Genomic DNA, 21,019 nt, shown 5'->3' on the forward strand with positions numbered 1-21,019 from the left:
TTGTTGTCAGGTCCTTCAAGGCAGTAAACAACAGGTCCGCGTTCCAGTACAAAGCGTGATGCATCATCTTTCACATTTTTGTTAGCGATCACCTTGTCGGTTTCCATCGGTAGACTTAAGAAAATTTTATCGCCTTTTTTCCATTTTCTTGTTAAAACAGCATAGCCTTTTTCGGTAGTAAACGAAGTGGCCACCCCATTGATCGAAATTGTTACCGGAGCTGTTTTTTTATCAAGGAACGAATAAAGATTTCCTGGCGATGCGTCCTGAGCTACCCAACCTGGAATCCGGATCCTCAATGTAAAGTTGGCTGTTTTTTCCGGGTTGATGTTAATGCCTACATCTCCTTTCCAGGGATAGTCAGTAATCTGTGTGATTTCTACATTTGTAGCTGTAAGGGCAATTTTACTAGTGTTGCCCATAAACAGGTTGATATACAGGTCGTTTTTATCTTGGGCATATACATAACCAGGCAACGAAGGTAAAAAGCGGGCCATGTTACTGATGCAACATGCACAACTGATCCATGCGCTGCGCTGATGTTGAAACATAGATGCCAGTGGGTTTGGATAAAAGAACCGGTCACCGCTTAAAGAAACGCCTGATAATAAGCCATTATATAAAGTTCTTTCCAGTACATCAACGTATTTTGAATCTCCATGCAGCAGAAACATTCTTTCATTCCAATAAACATTTCCAATGGCAGCACAGGTTTCTGCATAGGCAGACATGTTTGGTAGTTGGTAAGCTTCACCGAAAGCCTCACCAGCACCTGTTGCACCAATTCCTCCTGTGATGTAGAGTTTTTTGTTTATCACATCCCCCCAAATGTCGTCGATTGCCGAAAGGTATTTAGTATCGCCGGTAAGTGCAGCAATATCTGCCATTCCGGTGTACATATAGGCTGCTCTCACGGCATGACCTACGGCATCGTGCTGATCGATAACTTTTTTATGTGCCTGATTGTATGCATCACCCTTTGGTCCTCTTACATCCAGGAAGAACTTTGCGAGGTCCAGGTATTTTTGATTACCGGTAACCCGGTACATTTTGGATAGGCCGATCTCTACAATCTGGTGGCCTGGATATTCTTCTATCTTTCCAGGGCCGAAGGTTTTTACCAAAAGGTCTGCATTTTTGATCGCAATATTTAACAAAGTTTTTTTACCGGTAGCTTGATAATGAGCCACTGCAGCTTCATAAAGATGTCCTGCATTGTAAAGTTCGTGGCTTAATATTTCTTCTTTCTCCCAGCGTTTAGCGCCGATCCATTCGTGCGGCTTTTTTGCATTTACCGTTCTGAAGGTAAATAAATAACCATCTGGCTCCTGTGCACCCCCGATTATGCCAATAAGGGTATCTATATAAGCTTCAAGTTTTGGGTTTGCTTTATTCTGAATGGAATAAGATGCCCCTTCTATTGCCTTGTATACATCGGTATCATCAAAAGGAAATTCGCTCATTTTATCTCCACTCAATTTTTTTCCTGCGCGTAGGAAATTGTCCATTCGGCCATTTGCTTTACATTGGGCAATTACGTAGGGGATAGTTACTTCTGCATTGATTTTCATTTTGGGCTGCCAAAAGTTATCGTGTACATGCACTTTTGTAAACGCCACAGGCTGAATTGGATAGTCTTTCTGTTGCGCAGATGTATTAATTGATACTGAGATCAGTAAGGTGCAAAATATCAGCAATTGGTTTCTTTTGTTCTTCATGCCTATTTGGTTGTTTATTTAAGGGTTTTTGTATTTATATTGATAAAGCAGGCTTTGCCAATAGTATATTCGCTGATGATTGCAGCAGTTCATTTATATTTTATATTGAACAATACGAAGCTAGCGCATTTAAGCATACAACCATTAGTGTTTTTTTGCAGTTCGTAGTAAGATTTTAACATAATCTGGATAAGCGAAAGTGTTTTAGTAGCGGTTTGTAGGAATTTGATCTTTAACATCAAAGTAGGGAAGAACCGGTATAGGCCCCTAAAAAATAGTTATGGAAAAATTCAAAAAGTTACAGGAAGCGATTGTTTCAGTTGAAGCGTCAAAATTTTATGATGGTGGAAACGCAGCGGCGGGTACGCGTGTACGAAAGTGGTGAGTTGGAAACTTTCGTAGTTCGACGCACCTCACATATGCATTATTTGGTCAAAAAAGCCACTAAATACCAAAAAACAAAAGCCTGCAAATTATTGATTTGCAGGCTTTTAGTGTTTTTTAATACTGATTCCAGTGGAGCCGAAGGGAGTCGAACCTGTCCCTTTATCTGTTTGTAAATCAATTTATTGTGTATCTTTTTTTTGTTTAAGGTACCAAATACTCACCTCTATATTTTTGAATGCAAATTCTCAATTAAAGATAGAAAAATGGTTAAACATTTAAAAATCATTGGAACTTGGAACAATGGATAAATCCAACAAACTAAACTAAGTCAGAGTTTCTAAACTGGAATTTTGGCACTATGGGGAAACTAACTATTGATTGGTTACATGGCAGCCTTTCGATTTTGCAGTGCATTAATAACACCAACATTTTGACAATTAGGTTTATAATGTTTTAAGGTTAGTACTCCTGGAAAGGCCGTTATAGACGAAGCCCCAAGCGTTTAATGTATCGTTTATTGCGCGTAAAGTCAAGCGGCGAATTTTCGCCTCTCTATGCGCATTGTGAAGCGGTAGTAAACTTTGAAAAAGCACCGAAATAAGGTTGGAGGCCAGAATAGCAAAAGAAGATTTAATTGATATTTAATGGTCGATAATAAAGGTGTTCAGATGATAGATCGATGCTGAGGTGAGCCGTTTAAACATTGTTATTAATCCGTATAGTCAATCATTGGATTTTGAAGTTACTCAAATTGCGTAGCACAGGTTAGTTTCCTTAGCCAGCAGTTTGTATTCAACTGCATAATTATTTCTATTTTTTTTGATCTGATTACCAGTAAATCTAACCTTCAGGTAAGTACCGAACTAACCAGTAAGTACTTGTTCAATAGTAATATATAGCCTTACTTTACAAAAAAAAAAACTTAAATATTATGATGCCGAAAGAAATTATTACTGCTTATTTGGAAGCCTTAGGTAAAGGCGATATAGGTGTTGCATTTTCATACTTTAGCACAGATGCACAGTGGCACCAGCCAGGATCGCATCAATTTGCTGGGCTAAAGACTGGTACCGAGGAAATCGGCAAAATGGTGGGTGGAATGATGGATGCTACCCAAGGTACCTTTGCCCTAAAACCGATCGGGAACTTGATGGTAAATGGCAATATGGCAGCCTTACCTGTTAACTTCACCGGTACCATCGAAGATCGGACTATGGATATGACAGGCGTAGACCTATTTGAGGTAAAAGATGGTAAGATCATAAATGTATGGTTGTTTTCTGATGATCAGGAACTTGAAAACACGTTCTGGGGAAAATAATGTGGTGCGCAATTTTACTAAGCCGCACTTTAAAGAGGGCATTTCTATTGAATGCCCTCTTTTAGCACATCCAAATTCATAGAGCTTTTATTTAGTGTGTGTTGCCAGAAGAATAGCTCTTGGGAGGCCAACTTTATTTGCCTATAGTTGGTCAAATTCTTTCTACTGATCCTATTCTTAAGCAACAATTGTGTATTAGCTAAAACCATAGATTTAATGTAACATTGTTGCGTCAAAAGACTCAAGTCTAACTGATAGATAACGGCTGTTAAGCATGTATGCTGTCGGTTTAACCACCAGACGTAAAAAAATAACTTATTACTTTAAATGAAAAACACGATTTTAAGCCTGAAAACAATCCTATTGGGATTGACTACATTATTTTACCTGCAGAATTCTGCATCTGCCCAGAATGTCAAATCAGCCACGCCCGTAAATGAAAAGCGATCAAAGACTGATACCATAAAATGGGACAATGACCATTACCTGGTCGACCGTGATTCTGCATTCAAAAATCCACTCCTTGCAATAAAAAAACTAATGGGAGGAAACAAAAGATTCGTCGAGAACAGATCTACCCGCCCTAGGCAAAGTGCAGAAACTATTAAAAAATTGGGCTTTGGACAAAAACCTTTTGCAACCATTGTAGGCTGTTCTGATTCGCGGGTTCCCAGCGAAGTGGTTTTTGATCAGGGGCTAGGTGATCTTTTTATCATAAGAACTGCCGGACAGGTTTCATCAGCAGCATCTTACGGCAGCATGGAGTATGCGGTACTTAAATTGTATACCCGCTTAATTGTGGTTTTGGGCCATTCAGAATGTGGCGCAGTAGCTGCTGCAGTAGAACGGCCGGAAAATGTTCCAGGCCATATAGTTACCTTGATAAATGAAATTAAACCGGCTGTGGCAAAAACCGCGAAAATGGCTGGAAACCCGTTGAATAATGCCGTGAGGCAAAATGTGATCGATCAGGTAAATGTATTAAGGGATTTAGATCCTATACTGCACAGCAAATATTCAAAAGGAGAAATTTTAATTGTAGGAGCTGTTTACGATGTTCATACAGGAAAAGTAGAATTTTTAAAAGAAACGATGCAGAACCTTCCCGGCAAAAAACGCTAAATAATCTAAGTTCGTTTACTTTATAAATACGGGAATATTCATAAGCCCCGAGGCGTACCTCGGGGCTTATCTAGATTTTTGAATCTTGACTTCGATTTCAGGACTTTAAGCTAGAAAACGATAACGGCCGCCTGGCTCAGGAATTACCGCTCATCTATTGATTATTGGTGTCGGAAAGGCAATTGGCTGAGTTTTCTCAATTTGTCAACCAATTCACCTATACTACCTTTCCTTTGGTTCCTGAAAGCAAGGTCCGTATATAGTGTTGCACAATACTTGCTTTTACTTTTTAAATTTTTCCATTCTGCCCAGAGCGAATCATAGTGCTTTATCGATCTATGGATTGCATCATTATCCATTTTTCCCTTGGCTTTCAATTTGTGGGCTTCCAGCATGAGGCGCCACATTTCTTCTATTACCTCAAATTTTATCCGTCCATAGGTACAAGAGACACGAACTGCTTCCTGATTTTCTGCATTTGGAAAGGTTATTTGATTGGATAAGCTTTCAATCTGCCTCCAGATGGCAGATGCTTCTGATTTTTCCCAAAGTACTTCTGGTTCTTTATGTTTTTCGATGATCTCTGCAATGACCTCCTCATTAGCTTTAGCAGAAAAATACTGGTCACGGCTCCACCAAACCTGGTTGGAGGCATAGCTGTTGAGCTGGCCCTTGCGCACTCCTTCAATAGTGAGTAGGTTCAGTTGTCGGAACAGATCTGCTTGATAACCTCGAAGGCCCAGTTTTTCGGAAAATTCGTTAAAAATTGCTTCCTCCGTTTTATCGGGATGTAGCGCCCATTGAGAAACCACGTAAGTGTTCAAATCCGTCCAGATTTCGCTTTTAGTGTAAGGACCGTCCCAACCTCCACCATTAGACCAGGTGAGCACCCCACTGAGCAGTCCGTTGCCCAACATGTCCCTGATACCTCTAGGCTTAGACCGATCGTTTTCTCTGCCTGTAAATTTATGGCTACCAAAGGCGATCTCGTATTTTGTTTCAGGCCAGCCATCAATAACGCCTTTGGCTGTATAATAAGGATGTGCACCCTTTCCATAAGCTTCCATCCTGGACTGTGCTTCTACAATCTGTTGATGATTTCCTATTCCTATCGTCGGATTGAAAGGCGTCATCCTATGGAAGTCATCCTGTTGATATTTGATCACAAAAATAAGGTTTGGATGGGGCTTTACTTGGTTGGTTACTGCCAGATAGTATTCCGGGTTGGTATGAAAGTTATATCCAAAGTCCCAGGTGCGGTAGAAAAGTTTTTTGTTCCGTTTTTCGCATACCTCCTCACGAAGTAAATTCAGCATCGTGATCTGGTCATCAATGCCTTCCTTACCGTTTCTGATGGGGCCACCGCCCATATGATAAGGAGTATCCTGTAAATAAGTCTCGCCAAAGCGAAGGGTGAGCCCTCCTAGGTCAGGGAACCTCTTGAAAATTCCGTCTATCTGAGCACGCAAAAGTTCCTGGGTCCGCCTGCTCTGCATATCTGGTTTTGCAGAACGTTCAGCCATTCCTCCTGTACCTTCTACTGTCCCGGGCCCCCTGATTTCTTTTCCAAACCGGTCCCAAACCGATTTTGGAAATACAATGAAATCCGTAAAAGGATAAACCTGGATCCCTGCTTTCTTGCAAGCCTGTAACTTACGGTCTATCTCGGCAGCTTTAGCTGTGATCCACTTTCTTTCCTGCCCTCCTAGAGGCAGTAGCCCCTTCTGATAATCATCATAAGTGATGGCACAGTTTACAAACCAATGGGTTACCATTCCATTGAAACCGTTTGCTTTCATAAACAAGGGGTCATTATACTTGGTCTTATACGGTTCTTCACCCGGATTGTTATGCACCATATCCATAATATACGTCAATGGGGCATGCCCGGTCTGGCTGTAAGCCTGTTTGCAAAATGCAAACAGGCACAGTAGTAGATAATATATGATTTTTGTTCTGAACATGGTTAGTAGCCCGGGTTTTGTGTTAGGATTGCATCCTTATTACGTTCGATCTCCCGCTGGGGAATAGGCCAAAGGTTATTGAATGGCTGAATGTTGGCAGCTAATGGATTTTTGGCAATATTTACGGTACGTTCATAGACCATATTAAGTCGCGACAGCGTCAGCCTGCGTTTCTCTTCAATCCCTAGTTCTCTCATCCTTTCATCCAGGATATAATTGATGGTAACATTGCCCTCCAACACAGGGCTGGCATTTGCACGAGAACGTATCGCGTTAATATCCTCAGCGGCTTTAGTTTTATCCTTAGTGCCCAGGTATGCCTCAGCGCGTATAAGATAGGTTTCTGCCAGTCGGAACATATATTGATCTGTGTAAGTGCCACCTGCTGCGGGGCTCAGTAATAGGGTAGCCTTATTTGAAAAAAGCCCATCGGGATGCTTTCCGGGAGTGGTGCATTTTGATTGGTAAGCGTAGAAAGCTCTGCTAGGAACGGTAACCCCGGTAGGAGGCGCTTCGGTTGAGACCGTTTTGCCAAAATAGGCCGTCTTACCTGGATCGTTATAAACGTACGTTCTAACAAAATTAAAATTTGAGTTGCGCATATCATTGTTAAAGTCACTTGCCCATATTGTATTTGAGAAATAGGTTGTGGATATTGCCCAACCGATTCCGCGCCCGCCGGTATAATCTGATACTGGCCATAGAAATGGCTTTGTACCATTGCTAAGTGTGACGTCCCTGATCAAGGGTGCAATCTGTCTTTCTAATCTGTAACTGCCTGCAATATCCGTTGCAGTGGAAGAGCCCCCGGGAATATCATTTTCAAATTGGATTACCCAGATGGATTCTTTGTTTCCACTTGTCCTGTTCTGGTTTTTCGGCCTGAATAGATCCCAATAAACGTCTCCTGGGTCTGTAGCCTGGGAGCCAAACCTGGTTTTCATCAAGGCCATGTTACTGTTGTTAATAACAAGGGAAGCAGTTGATACCGCATCATTGAACTGACCGGCAGCAAGATAAACCTCTGCCAGTAAGTGCTGCGCAGCAACATTACTGATCTGTCCCTCCTGCACAGTTGTGATGCCGGGAAGATTGCCAGCAGCAAACTTCAGGTCTTCAATAGATTGTTTTAGCACTTCCTCGCGGCTGGCCCGTACATAATCGGTCTTCGGGCTTGTCACCTGGTGCAATTCGATGGGCACCCCGCCATAGAGATAGGCAAGCGTGCGGTAGGCAAATCCCCTGAAGAACCTGGCATTGGCCTGAACGAAAGTTATATCATTACCCACTACCTGAGATGAACCTAACTTATCCAGAATGGTGTTGCTTTCTGAAATTATTTTGTATAAACGGCTCCAGTGGCTTACCAGATAAGTACTGGTAGGGTTCGTGGAGGTGGTGTAGTTACTAAAACGTTGTGGACCACTTGGCTGTCCGTCATACACCAGGTCAAGGCCATAGATATAATCAAAAGGGTTATTCTCATCCGAGGTATAAAACTCGGTACGCACAATGTTGTATATGTTGTAGATTGAAGCATTAAAATCCTTAAGGGTATTGAAGGAGTTTGTAGTACTTGTGAAGTCCAGGGGCTTTTCATCCAAAAACGCTCTTTTGCAAGAACCGGCCGTCAAGAATATAATTAAAACAAATATTTTTAGTGAATTTTTCATAACCATCGAATTAGAACGTAACATTTAAACCAGCAGAATATCCCCTTATAATCGGACTAGCCCCATAAGCCAGGCCCTGTAGCGTCTCCGGATCCCACCCATGCCATTTAGTCCATAGGGCAAGATTTTTTCCGCTTACGAAAACCTGTAGACTGTTCAGTCCTAGCTTTTTAGTGATCCGGCCGTCAAAATTGTACCTTAATGATACTTCCTGTAGCCTGACGAAATTTCGTTGCTGATAAAGCTGTGGATCTACTGCAGGTACACTGCCCGTAATCCTGTACTGTGCACCGGGGTTTGATGGTGTCCAGTAGTCTATTTCCTTGAACCAGTTGTTTCTGATCGCATTATCGCCCTGTTGGATCCCTAAATCAGTCCATGGATTGTTTACATTCATGTAACCATTTTTTCCACCTTGCACAGCATTCAGAAAGACAAAAAGAGAAATATTCTTGTAACTGAAAGTATTTCCGAAACTCACCCTGTAAGCAGGTTCCGTATATCCAAGGAATGTCCGGTCATTGGCGTCTATCTTTCCGTCACCATTGAGGTCTACCAGCTTATTGCTTCCAACAGCATAACCCGAAGGTGGTGTTTCCCCTAACTGCCATAATCCATTAGTCTGATAGTTATAAATCGTACCTATTGAACGGTCAACAAAAAGATTGCTTGCAACAAGGTCACCGGTACCAAGGAGCTCTTTTATCCGGTTTTTATTGGTGGCAAAGTTTATAACAGAGTTCCATTGAAAGTTCTCTAGCTTTAAGTTAACGGTGTTCACATTTATTTCTGTCCCAGAGTTCCTGATTTTGCCTACGTTACTTGGTATAGATGAAAAGCCTGTTATTTCCGGGATATTGATGTTATATAGCAGGTTGCTTGTAATGGTGTTATAATAATCTACACTGCCAGAAATTCTTCCTTTCAGTATAGAAAAGTCCAGTCCTGTATTTATCCCGACCGTTTTCTCCCAAGAAAGGTCGTTGTTTCCCATCGAATTTACAACCTGGCCAAACAAGGTCGTTCCACCATCACCAAATACATAAGCGGCACCCTGGCCAACTGTTGCCAGCGAAGCATAACGGTTGGTAAGATTCCCATTGGCGCCATAGCCTATTCTCATTTTTAAGTTGTCCAGCCAGCTAAAGCGCATAAATGATTCATTGCTTGCCACCCATGCAAATGCTGCTGACGGGAATATGCCCCATTTGTTGTTGGAGGCAAAGCCCGAAAAGCCATCTCGTCTAACCGTTGAGGTGAGAATGTATTTCTGGCGGAAGCCATAGCTCAGGCGCGCCGTTTGGTAATTGTATGTTTCGCTGTAAGCGCCCGAGGATATCTTTTGTATTGTTGCCTGGTCGAGTTTGTTATAGCCTAAAACAATATTGTTATATCCGGTACCATTGGCATTGGTGGTCTGGTAACCTGTTGATCTGGATCCATACACCATGGTGAGGTCAAGGGAATGGATATTATTTAAAGTTCTCTTGTAGGTGAGGATGTGATCCAGCGTACTGTCATAGGTATTATCATTTGTCTTGGATGCTGCTCCCGTAAAATTTGCAGCATACTGATTAGCGGAGTAGTTTTGGTTCCAGAAATAATTGTTACCATAGTTTATACGGTAGGAAAGTCCCGGAATGAACGGTAGATTCAGAATGCCATAGAAATTGCCCGAAAGATTGTTCCTGCGGTCATAATTGTTTCCCAAAGTAGCCAGGAAAGGATTGTTGATGGAGGCATTTGGGGTGAGTATGATATTTCCAGCTGCATCATAGGGTGTGTTCAATGGACTGTAAAGCATGATATCCCTCAAATTTGGCGATAGACCGGAATAATCAGCGAAGGAGGCGAATGCATTTGTACCGACTGTTAACCAATCAAATACCTTTGTTTCCAGATTCAATCTTACCGATTTCCTATTGAACTGATTATTGATGATAAACCCTTTCTGCTTGGTATATCCACCTGATAAGAAAAAGTTGGTCTTTTCGGTTGCATTGCTGATGCTTACCTGCTGGTCATATAAAAATCCGGAATTCGTAGCGGAACCATACCAGTCAAAATCAGTACCATTATCATAACCAGCCTGTTGTGTGGGGTCGAGTGCGGAGCGAACATTAAAGGCAGGATTAGGGGTTGTATACTCAGGAGCCAGATATGCCGTGCGCCAATTGATGTCCCTGACCTTCTGGATGAATTGTTCCCTGTTAAGGGGATGTAGGATATTTGCAGGATTCTGTGTAGCATAAGATGAAGAAAAATTGATGATCGGCTTGCTACCGATTTTCCCCTTTTTTGTAGTGATCAAAAGCACTCCATTTGCAGCGGTGGCACCATATATTGCCTTACTGCTTGCATCCTTTAATACATCGACAGATGCTATATCATTGGGGTTGATCCTGGAGAGATCGCCAGCATAAACGATACCATCTAAAACGATCAGAACGCCTTGAGAGCCACTTAGTGTAGATTGTCCCCTGACTTGTATGCTTGGGGTCTGCCCGGCAGAGGTTACCGGCCCAACATTCAAACCAGGAACAGCGCCCTGTAGGAGCTGGGCAATATTTGAATTTGGGGAAGTCCGGAAAGACTCCAGATCTGCCCTGACAATCGATCCGGTGACATCTGATTTTTTTTGGGTTCCATATCCAACAACGACCACCTCATCCAGATTTTTTGGTGTCGGAACCATGTTGATGACATTTGCGTTTCCCTCCAAATTTTGATATTCTTGGGTTTGGTAGCCAAGGTAGCTTACAACTAAAACGGCATTTTCGGGCGCCGTGATGGCAAAGTTTCCGGATGCATCGGTTACTGATATGTTCTTAGTGCCTTTAATGCTTACTGTAGCGCCGACGATAGGCCCACCGGTTTCATCGACGACCTTCCCCTTAACTTGGACGGGAGATACGGCACTGGGTATAGTTTTAGGGTTTTCGGTTTTACGCTTAAGCACTACCGTTTTATCGATAATGCTGAAAACAAGGGGCTGGTTTTCAAGAATGATGTTCAGCGCTTTGTCCAGCTGGACGTCTTTTATCGAAACAGAAACCCTGAGGTCTTTTACAGAAGCATCTTTGTAAAAAAAGGTATAGCCGGTCTGTTTGCGCAGCTCATCGAAGACCTGGGATAACGGTGTGTTTTTTTTAGATATGCTCACATTTTGAGCATACCCTTTTACCGATAACAATAGGCATGTACTAAGAAGTAGGAAAATGGCTGATTTTGTTATCGAAAATCGTATGGCCATGACCGTCCATGTGGATGGCGTTTCCGCACATGAATTTAATTTCATAATTTTGGTTTGATTTGGTTAGTTGAAAAATGCATTTGTTGGCTGGCTCGATCAAAGCCGGAAGTGTTTGCAGCACTTTCGGCATTTTGGCCCTGATTAATAGTGTATTTGATTCGTCATAGTCATTTATTAAGGGTTTTACATTATTTATTTAGGGTAATACAATAAGCTTTCTGTTTTCAAGTTTGAAATGTATATCGCCAAAAGCCAGGATTTTGAGTGCCTGGTTAAGCTTGATATCCCGGCGGATCTGTCCCTGGAAGAAATCATTTGGCACTTCACCTTTATAAACGATATCGACATCATACCATCTTGAAAACTGTCTAAGCAACGACCTAAGATCGGTGCGGTTGAAAATGAAGTACCCGTTTTTCCAGCCCACGACGTCGGAGGCATTAACCTTTATAATCTGGATTCCATTTGCCTGGGAGAGTGCCTGCTCATTGGGATGGATTACTTTAAACCCATTACTGTTAGTGCTGGCTACCTTCACCTTTCCCTCAAGCAGGGTAGTCTTGGTTACGGTTTCGTCCTCATATGCACTCACATTGAAATGGGTTCCGAGCACTTCTACGGTTTGTTTAGGTGTAACGACCAAAAACGGTTTATGACGGTTTTTGGTAACTTCAAAATAAGCTTCTCCTGTAAGATAGACTACACGCTCCTTATTTTCGAAAACCTTCGGGAAGCGGATAACAGAGCCAGAATTCAGCCAAACGTGTGTGCCATCAGAGAGTGTTAACTGGAACATACCCGAGCGTGGCGTGCTAAGCGTATGATAGACCGGCTGAGAATGGTCAGTTGAACCAGGGCGGCTCAGTTGGCTGTAGACCAACCTGTTTCCCGAAATTTTGCTGACCTTTGTTGAAATGTCGGTCTTGAGGTCGCCATTGCGGGCATGGGCAAGGTCGATTTTCTCGCCGTTATCAAGGGTTAATGTCGCCCTATTCGATCCCGGTAGCGCATCATATTGTATTGCTGACTGAACGGGTGCAGCCACTTTTGGGGTCAGGTATATCTTTGAAAGAAGGCCAAGACATATAAGAACGGTAATAACGGCCGCCGCGGAAAATAATGCTATTCTGCCATAGGATGGTCGTTTGACGACATTAGGAGTGATTTCCTTGAGGATAGAATCCAACATTCTTTGTTCTAACCCATATTCATCAGCGCCCTTATCTTTTTCCAGGTTCTTATGCGATGAATTGTACCATCGATCAAATTCTTCCCGTTCGGCCAGACTTATCGTATTTTCCTGCCATTTTTTGGCAAGTTCCATCATCCGTTCGATATTTTTATCACTATTCATCAAGCCCGTTTTATATACAGACAGCGCTGGAAGGAAAATCCCTATTTAAAAGATTAATTTTTTATCGAAAAGAACAAAAGCGCGAACAGAAGGATAGAAATAGATTCTTTTATTGTTTTCCTCGCCCTGGCAAGGTGGGCTTCAACTGTTTTTTCGGATATCGATAGTTCCTGCGCTATATTTTTTTGAGAGTAGCCGCTGACATATTTTAAATTAAAAATAATAGCTGATCTACTAGGGAGCACACTTAATGCCTTCTGGATATGGAGTTGCAGTTCAGAATAACTGATCTGCTGCAGGGTGCTGTAATCCGCTTCAGAATGGGTCTTTTTAGCCGTTTCCTCGTACCGGAGAATCTTCGCCTTTTTTGCCAGAAAATTGATTACCTGATTTTTGACTGCCACCGAAAAATAGTTGTCGAAGCCCTTAATAATTTCAAAGTGTTCACGATTACGCCATAGGTTACAGAAAATTTCCTGAACGATTTCCTCACACGCATACGCATCGTTGATGCGGCTTTTGGCCGCGAAGTATATTTTTTTCCAGTACCTGGTATAAATTTCTATAAATGCAGATTCTTGCCCCAATCTTAAAAGTTTGGATAACTCATCATCGGTCAGGTTTCTGTTTAGAGGCATAGTTTGATACTACAATTCAGATAAATTCTATTGGAAAAAATTAATTGCCGGTAAACTTTATAAGCCTTCAAAAAGCCAGCATTTCAGGGACTTCCACTATAATTACTTTTGCGAATGTAATTTTTTTTCTCAAAAGTGCAAACTTTTTAAAGAGTGTTTGATTTCTCAGTATCTGGAAGTTGCGTTTCAATAATAGGTAAATACTAAGCTCCTGCATGCCAATAGTAGTACCTCCTCTAGGTTTTCCGCGGAATAGGTTTTAATAAAGTCAAGCTTTTTGGGATGATTGATCTAACAATGATTGATATAATGCCTATCTGCGTGACAAATAAAGTCTTGCCGACTCCCTCATTTGGACTATTGCCTCACCAAGTATTACAATGTCTTTAAGGACCAATCTTCCGCGACCGGATAGATACGGAAAACCCCAGTTCAGATCATTTATTCTGGTATCCAACTTTCAGGAGTGGTGATCAGAAAGAATAATGTACCTACCGTCATCAAAAACGCAAGAAGGCTTGCCACCATGCTCCAAGCTCCAAATTAGAGCAATTTCTGTGAAGCCCAACAAATATGCCTGTGATGATTAGAAATAACCCCAGCCTCATTGTGATTTAATAAAACTAAAAAGGTTGAGAGGCAATATCGAATAAAACCTGAGAGTCTTTTGAAATTATATGGGTTTTCTTAGTAATATAAATTAGTTACTTTAATGCTTGATGGTAGTGCTCAGCTTTGATTTAATCAGAGCTGGTTAGATGACAAATTGCGATCTTTCTGATTATTTACGGTACAATTAATTTAGAACATAGAGTTGTTATTGCCACGTTCATCAGGCATCGGCATCATTGCATCCCAATGTTCAGCTAATTTCCCATCTTCTATTCGATAAATGTCGATAAATCTCCATTCTTTTCCTGCCATTTCATAACGGGAATGAAGAAAAACAGTATCACCTTCCGCAACAACATGTTTGAACATGATTTTTTGTTTGGGAACACCTTGTGAAATAAGCATTTGAAGAAGCGCTTTCACGCCCTCAGGCCCATCGGGTGTTGTGGGGTTATGCTGAATGAAAGTGCTGCTCATGTATTGATCTACTCCTGTGGCATCCAAGTCGCCAAAAATTCTTTGATAAGCGGTAATAGCCAGCTGTTTGTTTGTTTCTTCCTGTGACATAGGTTTATATTTTAAAAATTACTTGTACGAAGGTAGGTTAACGACTACCTTCGTACAAGTACATACCAAATGGTTAGGTACTTACTAAATGGTTAGAAACACTGGGTGTCAATGGAAAAAAATCAGAAAATTATTTTACAGTCAGATGAAAACTGCCCGGTAAGGAAGTCGTTGATTATATTGAGTGGTAAATGGAGACTGTTAATAGTATTTCAAATAAACGAACGCGTAATAAGATACGGTGAACTTAAAAGAGCTATTCCTGGTATAAGCGAAAAAATGCTGATTCAAGAGTTGAATTTTTTGGTAGAGCATAAATTTGTGACCAAAAAATCGTTTCCAGAAATCCCTCCAAGAGTTGAATATAGTTTAACCAAGCTTGGCCTGGATACATTTCCTATTATTGACAAACTTGCAGCATTCGGATTGGAAAACTTATGATAATCCGCTATCGCAAACAACTACGCTAGTATAATCCGTTTCAAAAAAGCAGATCCTTTGCCCGAAAATTGCCTTTGGCCACGCCCGGGGTAAATGCAGTTGATTATTTTTGCATAAAAATACCCGCCAAAGTGAGTCAAATACTTTTTTTGGGCGGGTATTTTCGTTTTCTGATTTATTTGCCCAGGGTGAAAATCTCTGTATCCTTAAGGATCACAAGTTTGTTCTCACCGACACTGTTTTTCTTTGCTTCCTCGCTCAATGTGAGTCTTGTGGTACGGCAGTGGTCAAGCGCATCCATATGCACTGCAATTATTTTTGCTTTTCCGCTCGCAGATATAAGTTGCATAACTTGCTTTTCGTCCATAATAATCGGCACATTTTCAAAGCCTTTGATCTGGGCACCACCTGAGTTGACCACAATAATATCAGGTTTGATCCTTTTGATATTTTCTTTGATACGGTCGGTCCATATCGCATCGCCCATGATATAAATCGTCGGTTCATTTTTGGCACTTAATACAAAACCAGAGGTTTTGCCCATCATCTCCAATACTTTGCCTGATCCATGTTCCCCATTTATCCGCTCTATACTGATATTATCCCACTTTGTCTGGTTTTCAAGGGTCTCGGCATTGATGTAGCCTTTCGAACTGAAGAATACCTTATCTGCCGGCTGATTGATAATCTTTATAGATTTTTTCAAAATATTATTTGCAGCATCATCAAAGTGATCAGCATGCGTATGGGAGACCAATACTAAATCGACATTGTCTGTAATTTGTTGCATTGGCATCCGTATATCCACTGTAGGATTTCTTGCAATACCGGCCCATGACTCGATTGCACCTTTGGCAGAGAGCATGGGGTCAACCAGAATCTTGTGGCCACCATAGTGAATGATCAATGTAGCATTCCTTACAAGCTGAAGGCTGGATTTTGATCCGGACACTTTCTGTCCAAACGAGGCTATCGCTGTCAATGACAAGACAGCTGTTACTAATAATTTTTTCATGACTTAAACTTTACTTTTTTGGATTCTTCTATCTATGGCAACAAAGGTCGATAGAAGGCGTCGGTTATGGGATATCAAACCATGTTTAAAAAGTGGCGTTTTGATAACCATTGATCAGCAGTAATGATAGAATGGTTTTATGAGCACTAAGCTGAGCTATTTGAAACCAGTCTTATACACGAGAAAACGTTCAGATGAAAAGGTTACAGGAATTTTAGTAATTTTAACCGGATCGAAAAAATTGAAAACAATAAAATTCCATAAAGGCGAGTGCGGTGTACATTTTCTACTGAATGTATTAACAGAAAAGGATATTGACTATAGCCTTCAGGCAACATTTAATACTGATTACTTTGAAATTCTATTTTTTAAAAAAGCATCGGGAATTGTCTCGCTTAATGAGAAGCAAATAAACATATCAGATAATTCAATCATATTCATTTCACCCTATCAAAAGCGTAACTGGCAGCTCGATGTCGAGCGTCTGGAAGTTACGACATTAATATTTCAGGAGGAATTCCTTAACGACTTTTTCGCAGATAAGCTGTTTACCTATCGTCTGCTGTATTTTTACCAGCTCAGCTTCCCATTAACCATTACAATTGATCATGAGGATCTTCGAAAATACTGTAAGTTTTTGGCCGAAATAAAAACGGAGCTTATTGACAGTAAATTTGATAGTTCGCACATCATCCGATCTTTGACATATTATCTTTTACAATCGTTGAACCGTCAATATGCCAGCCAATACAGACTGCCTTTAAATGTTGATGGAAATACACAGATCCCTTTTTTGTTTAAGAACCTGATCGAACTTCATTTTAAGGAAAAACAGCGGATCGGAGACTACACGGAGATGCTTGGTGTCAGTAGGATTTCACTTAATAAAGCCGTAAAAGCTCAGTTTCAGATAACAGCAAGCCAGCTGTTAAAACAGCGGTTGTTATTTGAGATACAGGACCAGATCCTTCACTCTAATAGGACCATCAATGAAATTGCATATGATCTAAATTTCTCTGAGCCAAACAATCTGATGAGGTTTTTTAAAGTTCAGACTGGCATGACAACTTCAGAATTTATAGCCGGAAAAATTTTCATTTAAAACAATAATATTTAAACGGAGCCGCATAGCTTAAAGATTCCAGTCAGCTCCGTTCTATTCGAAAGGCTATTCTCCCCAAAACTCGTCGTCAACCGGCTGGTCTGCTGAAAACGTCCACACGTGGATAATCTTGTCCTCTTTGATTTCAAATAGGTCTAAACCTCCAAGGTTCATCGTTTTGCCTTCCTTTTGGGCGCTAAACCAAACTGGAACTGCTACCAGACCGGCATTTTCCATCATTTATCACTCATAATGCCTTCAAACATTTTAATAATTTCACCCAGGTTGTTTTTAATTCCTGCAAATTTGTTTCTGCCCGGTTGGTCCCATTGGGCCTCAAGGGCAAAAAACGAAAGTGCCCGCTCCATTTCGCCTTTTGCCAATGCATCAAAGTATGATGCTACAATATCTTTTGCATCCATATAATATTAACATTTATTAATAAAAAAATCCTTGTTTATTTTAGCCCACTGGGCCAACGATGTCATCTTTACAGGCAGCTTCTGCAATATTTTATCCATTTCAGAATTGAATTTCAGGGGATATTTATTGCTTTCCTGAAGGACTCTGTAATATGAAGCTACCGCGTCAGCTGCAGCATCACCAACAAATGGCGCTAAAATTCCTTTAAACTCTTCAGCAGGCTGTGTGTAGTAATCTATCTTCTCACTAACACCTTGAGAAAAGCGTTCCGCAAGCTCATCTCCCTTAAGATTTTCAAGCCCGCTTACCTGAAAAGTATCCGCAGTCAGATCGGCGCTGTAGATAGCTTCAACGACTAGCGCACTCACGTCCCTAGAGGCAATCCAACCGATTGGCATAGGCTCAGGAGTTGGATAGGCAAGTTTTTTCTTTTCGGAAACAAAAGGTGCACAGAAAGCGCCCATCATATTTTCCATGTAAATGGTGGGTTCGATTATTACGTACTGCAACCCGCTTTCCAAAAGATAATCCTTGACATCCAGTTTTACATCATCCGTGGGCATACCTGTCTTTTGGTCCGGCAGCCAACCGCTGGTATTCCAAACAACTTTTTTAACACCGTTCGCTTTGGCCGCGTCGATAACATTTTTTGAAAATTGGAATCCGTCAAGAGGGTTGGGCAACGAAACTGGAATCATAAAGGCAATTGCATCAATATCTTTTGTGACCTCTAGCATTTGCGCAGCGTCGCCCATGTTTCCAAACAAGGGAGCCGCACCAGCATCCTTTAACTTGGTAGCACCTTTTTCATTACTTGTTACAGCAAATACCTTTGCGTTTTTCTTTATTGCCTCAGGTATGATATTGAATTGTTGGGAGCCTGTGGCTCCAAATACTAATATTTTCATTTTTTTTATTTAAGGTTAACTAGAGCAAAATTCAATATTTACATACCTTTGTACAAGTACTTACCAAAAGGTTGGGCACATACCTTTTGGTTAGAATTATTGATTATCAATGGAAGAAAAAGCACAAAAAATTATTCCTTGCGACAAAGGATGTCCCGTTAAAGCATCATTAGGGCTTTTAGGAGGCAAATGGACACTGATGATAATTTTTCAGATCAATGATAATGTGATAAGGTACGGTCAGCTGAAAAAGGCAATTCCGGATATCAGTGAGAAAATGCTCATACAGGAGTTAACGATGCTGGTCAAAAATAAACTCGTCAGTAGAAAGGCTTACCCTGAAATCCCTCCAAAAGTTGAATACAGGCTGACCGACCTAGGAAAGAAAACCCTTCCGGTTCTTGATAAATTAATCGAATTCGGTCTGGAGAATTTGGTGTAATGCTGAAGGAAAGATCATTGGCCACCAAAGCGAGCGAGTTCTGTAGACGGTTTTGGATAAGTCAGGCAAGTTATCGAAATAGAGTTCGCTCGATCATATGGATTGTTAAGAAGGCTTATAGGATTGTTGCCTGAGTAAAAATCATGGCGATTTGGGTAAGTGAAGGATGTTCGAAAAGTCGGATTTTTATAAAAAAAAGTCATTTTTTTATAAAAATGTACCTGATCACATCGATAAATTTGTTTTTGTATTAGATCATGCTGACCAAATGTATATGAACCGTAGAAAACTTATCCAAAGCCTTAGCCTAGGTTTGCCTGCAATATTGCTTTCCAGTAAACTTTCTGCCCTGGCAATAAACAGGGATGCCGCAAAAGAATTTGTTGAAAAAATCTTAGCTGGACCATTTTCTCCAACTTGGGAGTCGCTCTCCAACTATCAGACGCCTGAGTGGTTTAGAGACGCAAAATTTGGAATGTGGGCTCATTGGGGACCACAATGCCAGCCGGAAGCAGGAGACTGGTATGCAAGGAACATGTACATGGAGGGCAACTGGAAATATAAATACCATGTCGAGAAATATGGGCATCCGTCTAAATTTGGATTCAAAGATGTAATCAATATCTGGAAGGCAGAAAAATGGGATCCGGAAGCATTGGTTTCCCTATACAAAAGCGCAGGGGCAAAATATTTCATGGCACTCGCCAATCATCACGACAATTTAGACTTATACGATAGTAAATATCAGAAAAATTGGAATTCGGTAAAACAAGGACCTAAAAAGGATATCATCGGCGGCTGGGCCGCCGCCGCAAAAAAACATGGGCTTCCTTTTGCTGTAAGTGTCCATGCAGCACATACCTGGAGCTGGTTTGAAACTGCTCAGCGAGCCGATAAAACGGGCCCGTTGGCAGGAGTACCCTATGATGGAACCCTTACCAAAAAAGATGGAAAAGGCAAATGGTGGGATGGACTTGATCCACAGGAACTTTACGCCCAGAATCATGAGCTCAGTAAAAACAGCGAAGATGATGGCATGATCCATAAACAATGGCATTGGGGTAATGGCGTAACTCCACCTAGCAAAGCATACATCGATAAATTCTTTAACCGGACAATCGACCTGATCGATAAATACCGCCCTGATATGATTTATTTTGATGATTCGCAATTTCCAATGTGGCCCATTAGTGATGCCGGTTTGAAAATTGCTGCTCATATGTACAATAAAAGCATTAAGGACAATGGTAAACTAACCGCAGTTATCACCGGTAAGATCCTCACCCAAGAGCAGCGGAAAGCAATGGTATGGGATATTGAACGCGGGCAGAGCAATAGTATAGAGCCTCTGCCATGGCAAACTGACACCTGCATCGGCGACTGGCACTACGATAGGGGGATATACGACAGGAAGGCTTATAAAACCCCAAAAACGATTATCCATACCCTGGTTGATGTGGTGAGTAAGAATGGAAACCTGATGTTGAATATTCCTGTTCGGGGTGATGGCACAATTGATGAACTGGAACGCAAAATTGTTGAAGAAATCGGTATCTGGATGAACGCAAATGGAGACAGTATCTATGGAACGCGGCCGTGGAAGATATTTGGAGAAGGACCGGCACAGAACCAGGCCGCTGCATTAACTGCACAGGGATTTAATGAAGGCAAAGGAAAGCCTTTTAGTCAGCAGGACATACGCTTCACCACAAAGGGAAACGCGCTTTTCGCTACTGTGATGGCCTGGCCAACTGACGGATCTGTGCTTATTACAAGTTTAGCGGTAGATAGTTCATCTTATCCCCAAAAAATAAACAGTGTACAGCTTGTTGCAACAGGCCAGGAACTGAAATTTGAAAGAAATGCAGATGGCCTTAAAGTTTACTTTCCTGATGTTATGCCATCGGCTGCTTATGCCAATCCACTAAGAATTGTTTAATGGTATTGTTCTCCGGTTTTAAGAGATTGATAAAAGCCTCAGGCATGGGTGGGTTGTATCAGTAGTGTTTACATAACCGGAGATTTACATCGGTCAGCTTACTTTACCCCATTGTTGGCTTGAATACTTACAATAAATGC

Annotated in this window: 19 protein-coding genes; 7 read left to right on the top strand and 12 right to left on the bottom strand. The window is 41.3% G+C overall.

Annotated elements, in window-relative coordinates:
* Nucleotides 1-1,718: glycoside hydrolase family 127 protein (locus ASU31_RS24740; RefSeq protein WP_057934924.1), on the bottom strand; the 1,718-nt coding region annotated here is incomplete at its 3' end.
* Between the two features lie 280 nt (nt 1,719-1,998).
* Between ASU31_RS24740 and ASU31_RS27965 the strand changes: the two genes are divergently transcribed.
* The 3 genes from ASU31_RS27965 (at nt 1,999) to ASU31_RS24750 (ending at nt 4,548) form a co-directional block, all read left to right on the top strand.
* Nucleotides 1,999-2,103: a hypothetical protein gene (locus tag ASU31_RS27965; protein ID WP_425339045.1), complete on the top strand. Its 105-nt coding sequence runs from the start codon at nt 1,999-2,001 to the stop codon at nt 2,101-2,103.
* Between the two features lie 933 nt (nt 2,104-3,036).
* Complete coding sequence (locus tag ASU31_RS24745; protein WP_057934925.1) at nt 3,037-3,426, top strand: nuclear transport factor 2 family protein; 390 nt, start codon at nt 3,037-3,039, stop codon at nt 3,424-3,426.
* Between the two features lie 327 nt (nt 3,427-3,753).
* Nucleotides 3,754-4,548, top strand: a complete 795-nt coding sequence (locus ASU31_RS24750; protein WP_209435063.1) for a carbonic anhydrase — start codon at nt 3,754-3,756, stop codon at nt 4,546-4,548.
* Between the two features lie 161 nt (nt 4,549-4,709).
* Here the strand turns inward: ASU31_RS24750 and ASU31_RS24755 are convergent, their stop codons facing one another.
* From ASU31_RS24755 to ASU31_RS24785, 7 genes are all read right to left on the bottom strand, one after another.
* A complete protein-coding gene (locus ASU31_RS24755; protein ID WP_157258289.1) occupies nt 4,710-6,512 on the bottom strand; it encodes a hypothetical protein in 1,803 nt (600 codons plus the stop codon).
* Nucleotides 6,513-6,514: 2 nt separating this feature from the next.
* Nucleotides 6,515-8,185 (bottom strand): RagB/SusD family nutrient uptake outer membrane protein, encoded by a 1,671-nt coding sequence (locus tag ASU31_RS24760; protein WP_057934938.1) that lies wholly within the window; start codon nt 8,183-8,185, stop codon nt 6,515-6,517.
* 10 nt (nt 8,186-8,195) lie between these two features.
* Complete coding sequence (locus ASU31_RS24765; protein ID WP_167346242.1) at nt 8,196-11,348, bottom strand: SusC/RagA family TonB-linked outer membrane protein; 3,153 nt, start codon at nt 11,346-11,348, stop codon at nt 8,196-8,198.
* Between the two features lie 286 nt (nt 11,349-11,634).
* Complete coding sequence (locus tag ASU31_RS24775) at nt 11,635-12,792, bottom strand: FecR family protein (RefSeq protein WP_057934929.1); 1,158 nt, start codon at nt 12,790-12,792, stop codon at nt 11,635-11,637.
* Nucleotides 12,793-12,845: 53 nt separating this feature from the next.
* Complete coding sequence (locus tag ASU31_RS24780) at nt 12,846-13,430, bottom strand: RNA polymerase sigma factor (RefSeq protein ID WP_057934930.1); 585 nt, start codon at nt 13,428-13,430, stop codon at nt 12,846-12,848.
* 313 nt (nt 13,431-13,743) lie between these two features.
* Entirely contained in the window at nt 13,744-13,887 is a 144-nt protein-coding gene (locus ASU31_RS28155) for a DUF417 family protein (RefSeq protein ID WP_083505527.1), read from the bottom strand.
* 344 nt (nt 13,888-14,231) lie between these two features.
* Nucleotides 14,232-14,609, bottom strand: a complete 378-nt coding sequence (locus ASU31_RS24785; protein ID WP_057934931.1) for a nuclear transport factor 2 family protein — start codon at nt 14,607-14,609, stop codon at nt 14,232-14,234.
* Nucleotides 14,610-14,720: 111 nt separating this feature from the next.
* Between ASU31_RS24785 and ASU31_RS24790 the strand changes: the two genes are divergently transcribed.
* Entirely contained in the window at nt 14,721-15,050 is a 330-nt protein-coding gene (locus ASU31_RS24790; protein WP_057934932.1) for a winged helix-turn-helix transcriptional regulator, read from the top strand.
* Nucleotides 15,051-15,225: 175 nt separating this feature from the next.
* On the opposite strand, the gene ASU31_RS24795 is transcribed toward ASU31_RS24790, so the two are convergent.
* Complete coding sequence (locus tag ASU31_RS24795) at nt 15,226-16,065, bottom strand: MBL fold metallo-hydrolase (protein WP_057934933.1); 840 nt, start codon at nt 16,063-16,065, stop codon at nt 15,226-15,228.
* A 160-nt stretch (nt 16,066-16,225) separates the two neighbouring features.
* On the opposite strand from ASU31_RS24795, the gene ASU31_RS24800 reads away from it, so the two are divergent.
* Nucleotides 16,226-17,167 (top strand): AraC family transcriptional regulator, encoded by a 942-nt coding sequence (locus ASU31_RS24800; RefSeq protein WP_245224606.1) that lies wholly within the window; start codon nt 16,226-16,228, stop codon nt 17,165-17,167.
* Nucleotides 17,168-17,233: 66 nt separating this feature from the next.
* Here ASU31_RS24800 and ASU31_RS27660 read toward each other — a convergent pair whose 3' ends face one another.
* From ASU31_RS27660 to ASU31_RS24810, 3 genes are read right to left on the bottom strand one after another with little or no spacing between them, the layout of a single operon-like run.
* Nucleotides 17,234-17,407: a nuclear transport factor 2 family protein gene (locus ASU31_RS27660; RefSeq protein WP_157258291.1), complete on the bottom strand. Its 174-nt coding sequence runs from the start codon at nt 17,405-17,407 to the stop codon at nt 17,234-17,236.
* Nucleotides 17,404-17,589: a nuclear transport factor 2-like protein gene (locus ASU31_RS24805; RefSeq protein WP_057934934.1), complete on the bottom strand. Its 186-nt coding sequence runs from the start codon at nt 17,587-17,589 to the stop codon at nt 17,404-17,406. The genes ASU31_RS27660 and ASU31_RS24805 overlap by 4 nt, the downstream gene beginning before the upstream one ends.
* A gap of 6 nt (nt 17,590-17,595) precedes the next feature.
* The gene (locus tag ASU31_RS24810; RefSeq protein ID WP_057934935.1) at nt 17,596-18,498 is read right to left on the bottom strand and encodes an SDR family oxidoreductase; all 903 of its coding nucleotides are present in this window, start codon (nt 18,496-18,498) and stop codon (nt 17,596-17,598) included.
* A 109-nt stretch (nt 18,499-18,607) separates the two neighbouring features.
* Between ASU31_RS24810 and ASU31_RS24815 the strand changes: the two genes are divergently transcribed.
* Both ASU31_RS24815 and ASU31_RS24820 read left to right on the top strand, forming a co-directional pair.
* Complete coding sequence (locus ASU31_RS24815) at nt 18,608-18,940, top strand: winged helix-turn-helix transcriptional regulator (protein WP_057934936.1); 333 nt, start codon at nt 18,608-18,610, stop codon at nt 18,938-18,940.
* A 274-nt stretch (nt 18,941-19,214) separates the two neighbouring features.
* Nucleotides 19,215-20,879 carry an alpha-L-fucosidase gene (locus ASU31_RS24820; RefSeq protein WP_057934940.1) on the top strand — a complete coding sequence of 555 codons (1,665 nt, stop codon included), beginning with the start codon at nt 19,215-19,217 and terminating at the stop codon, nt 20,877-20,879.
* Nucleotides 20,880-21,019: the final 140 nt, after the last annotated feature.

Origin of the sequence: Pedobacter ginsenosidimutans (assembly GCF_001442625.1) — a bacterium.
Lineage (GTDB): Bacteria > Bacteroidota > Bacteroidia > Sphingobacteriales > Sphingobacteriaceae > Pedobacter > Pedobacter ginsenosidimutans.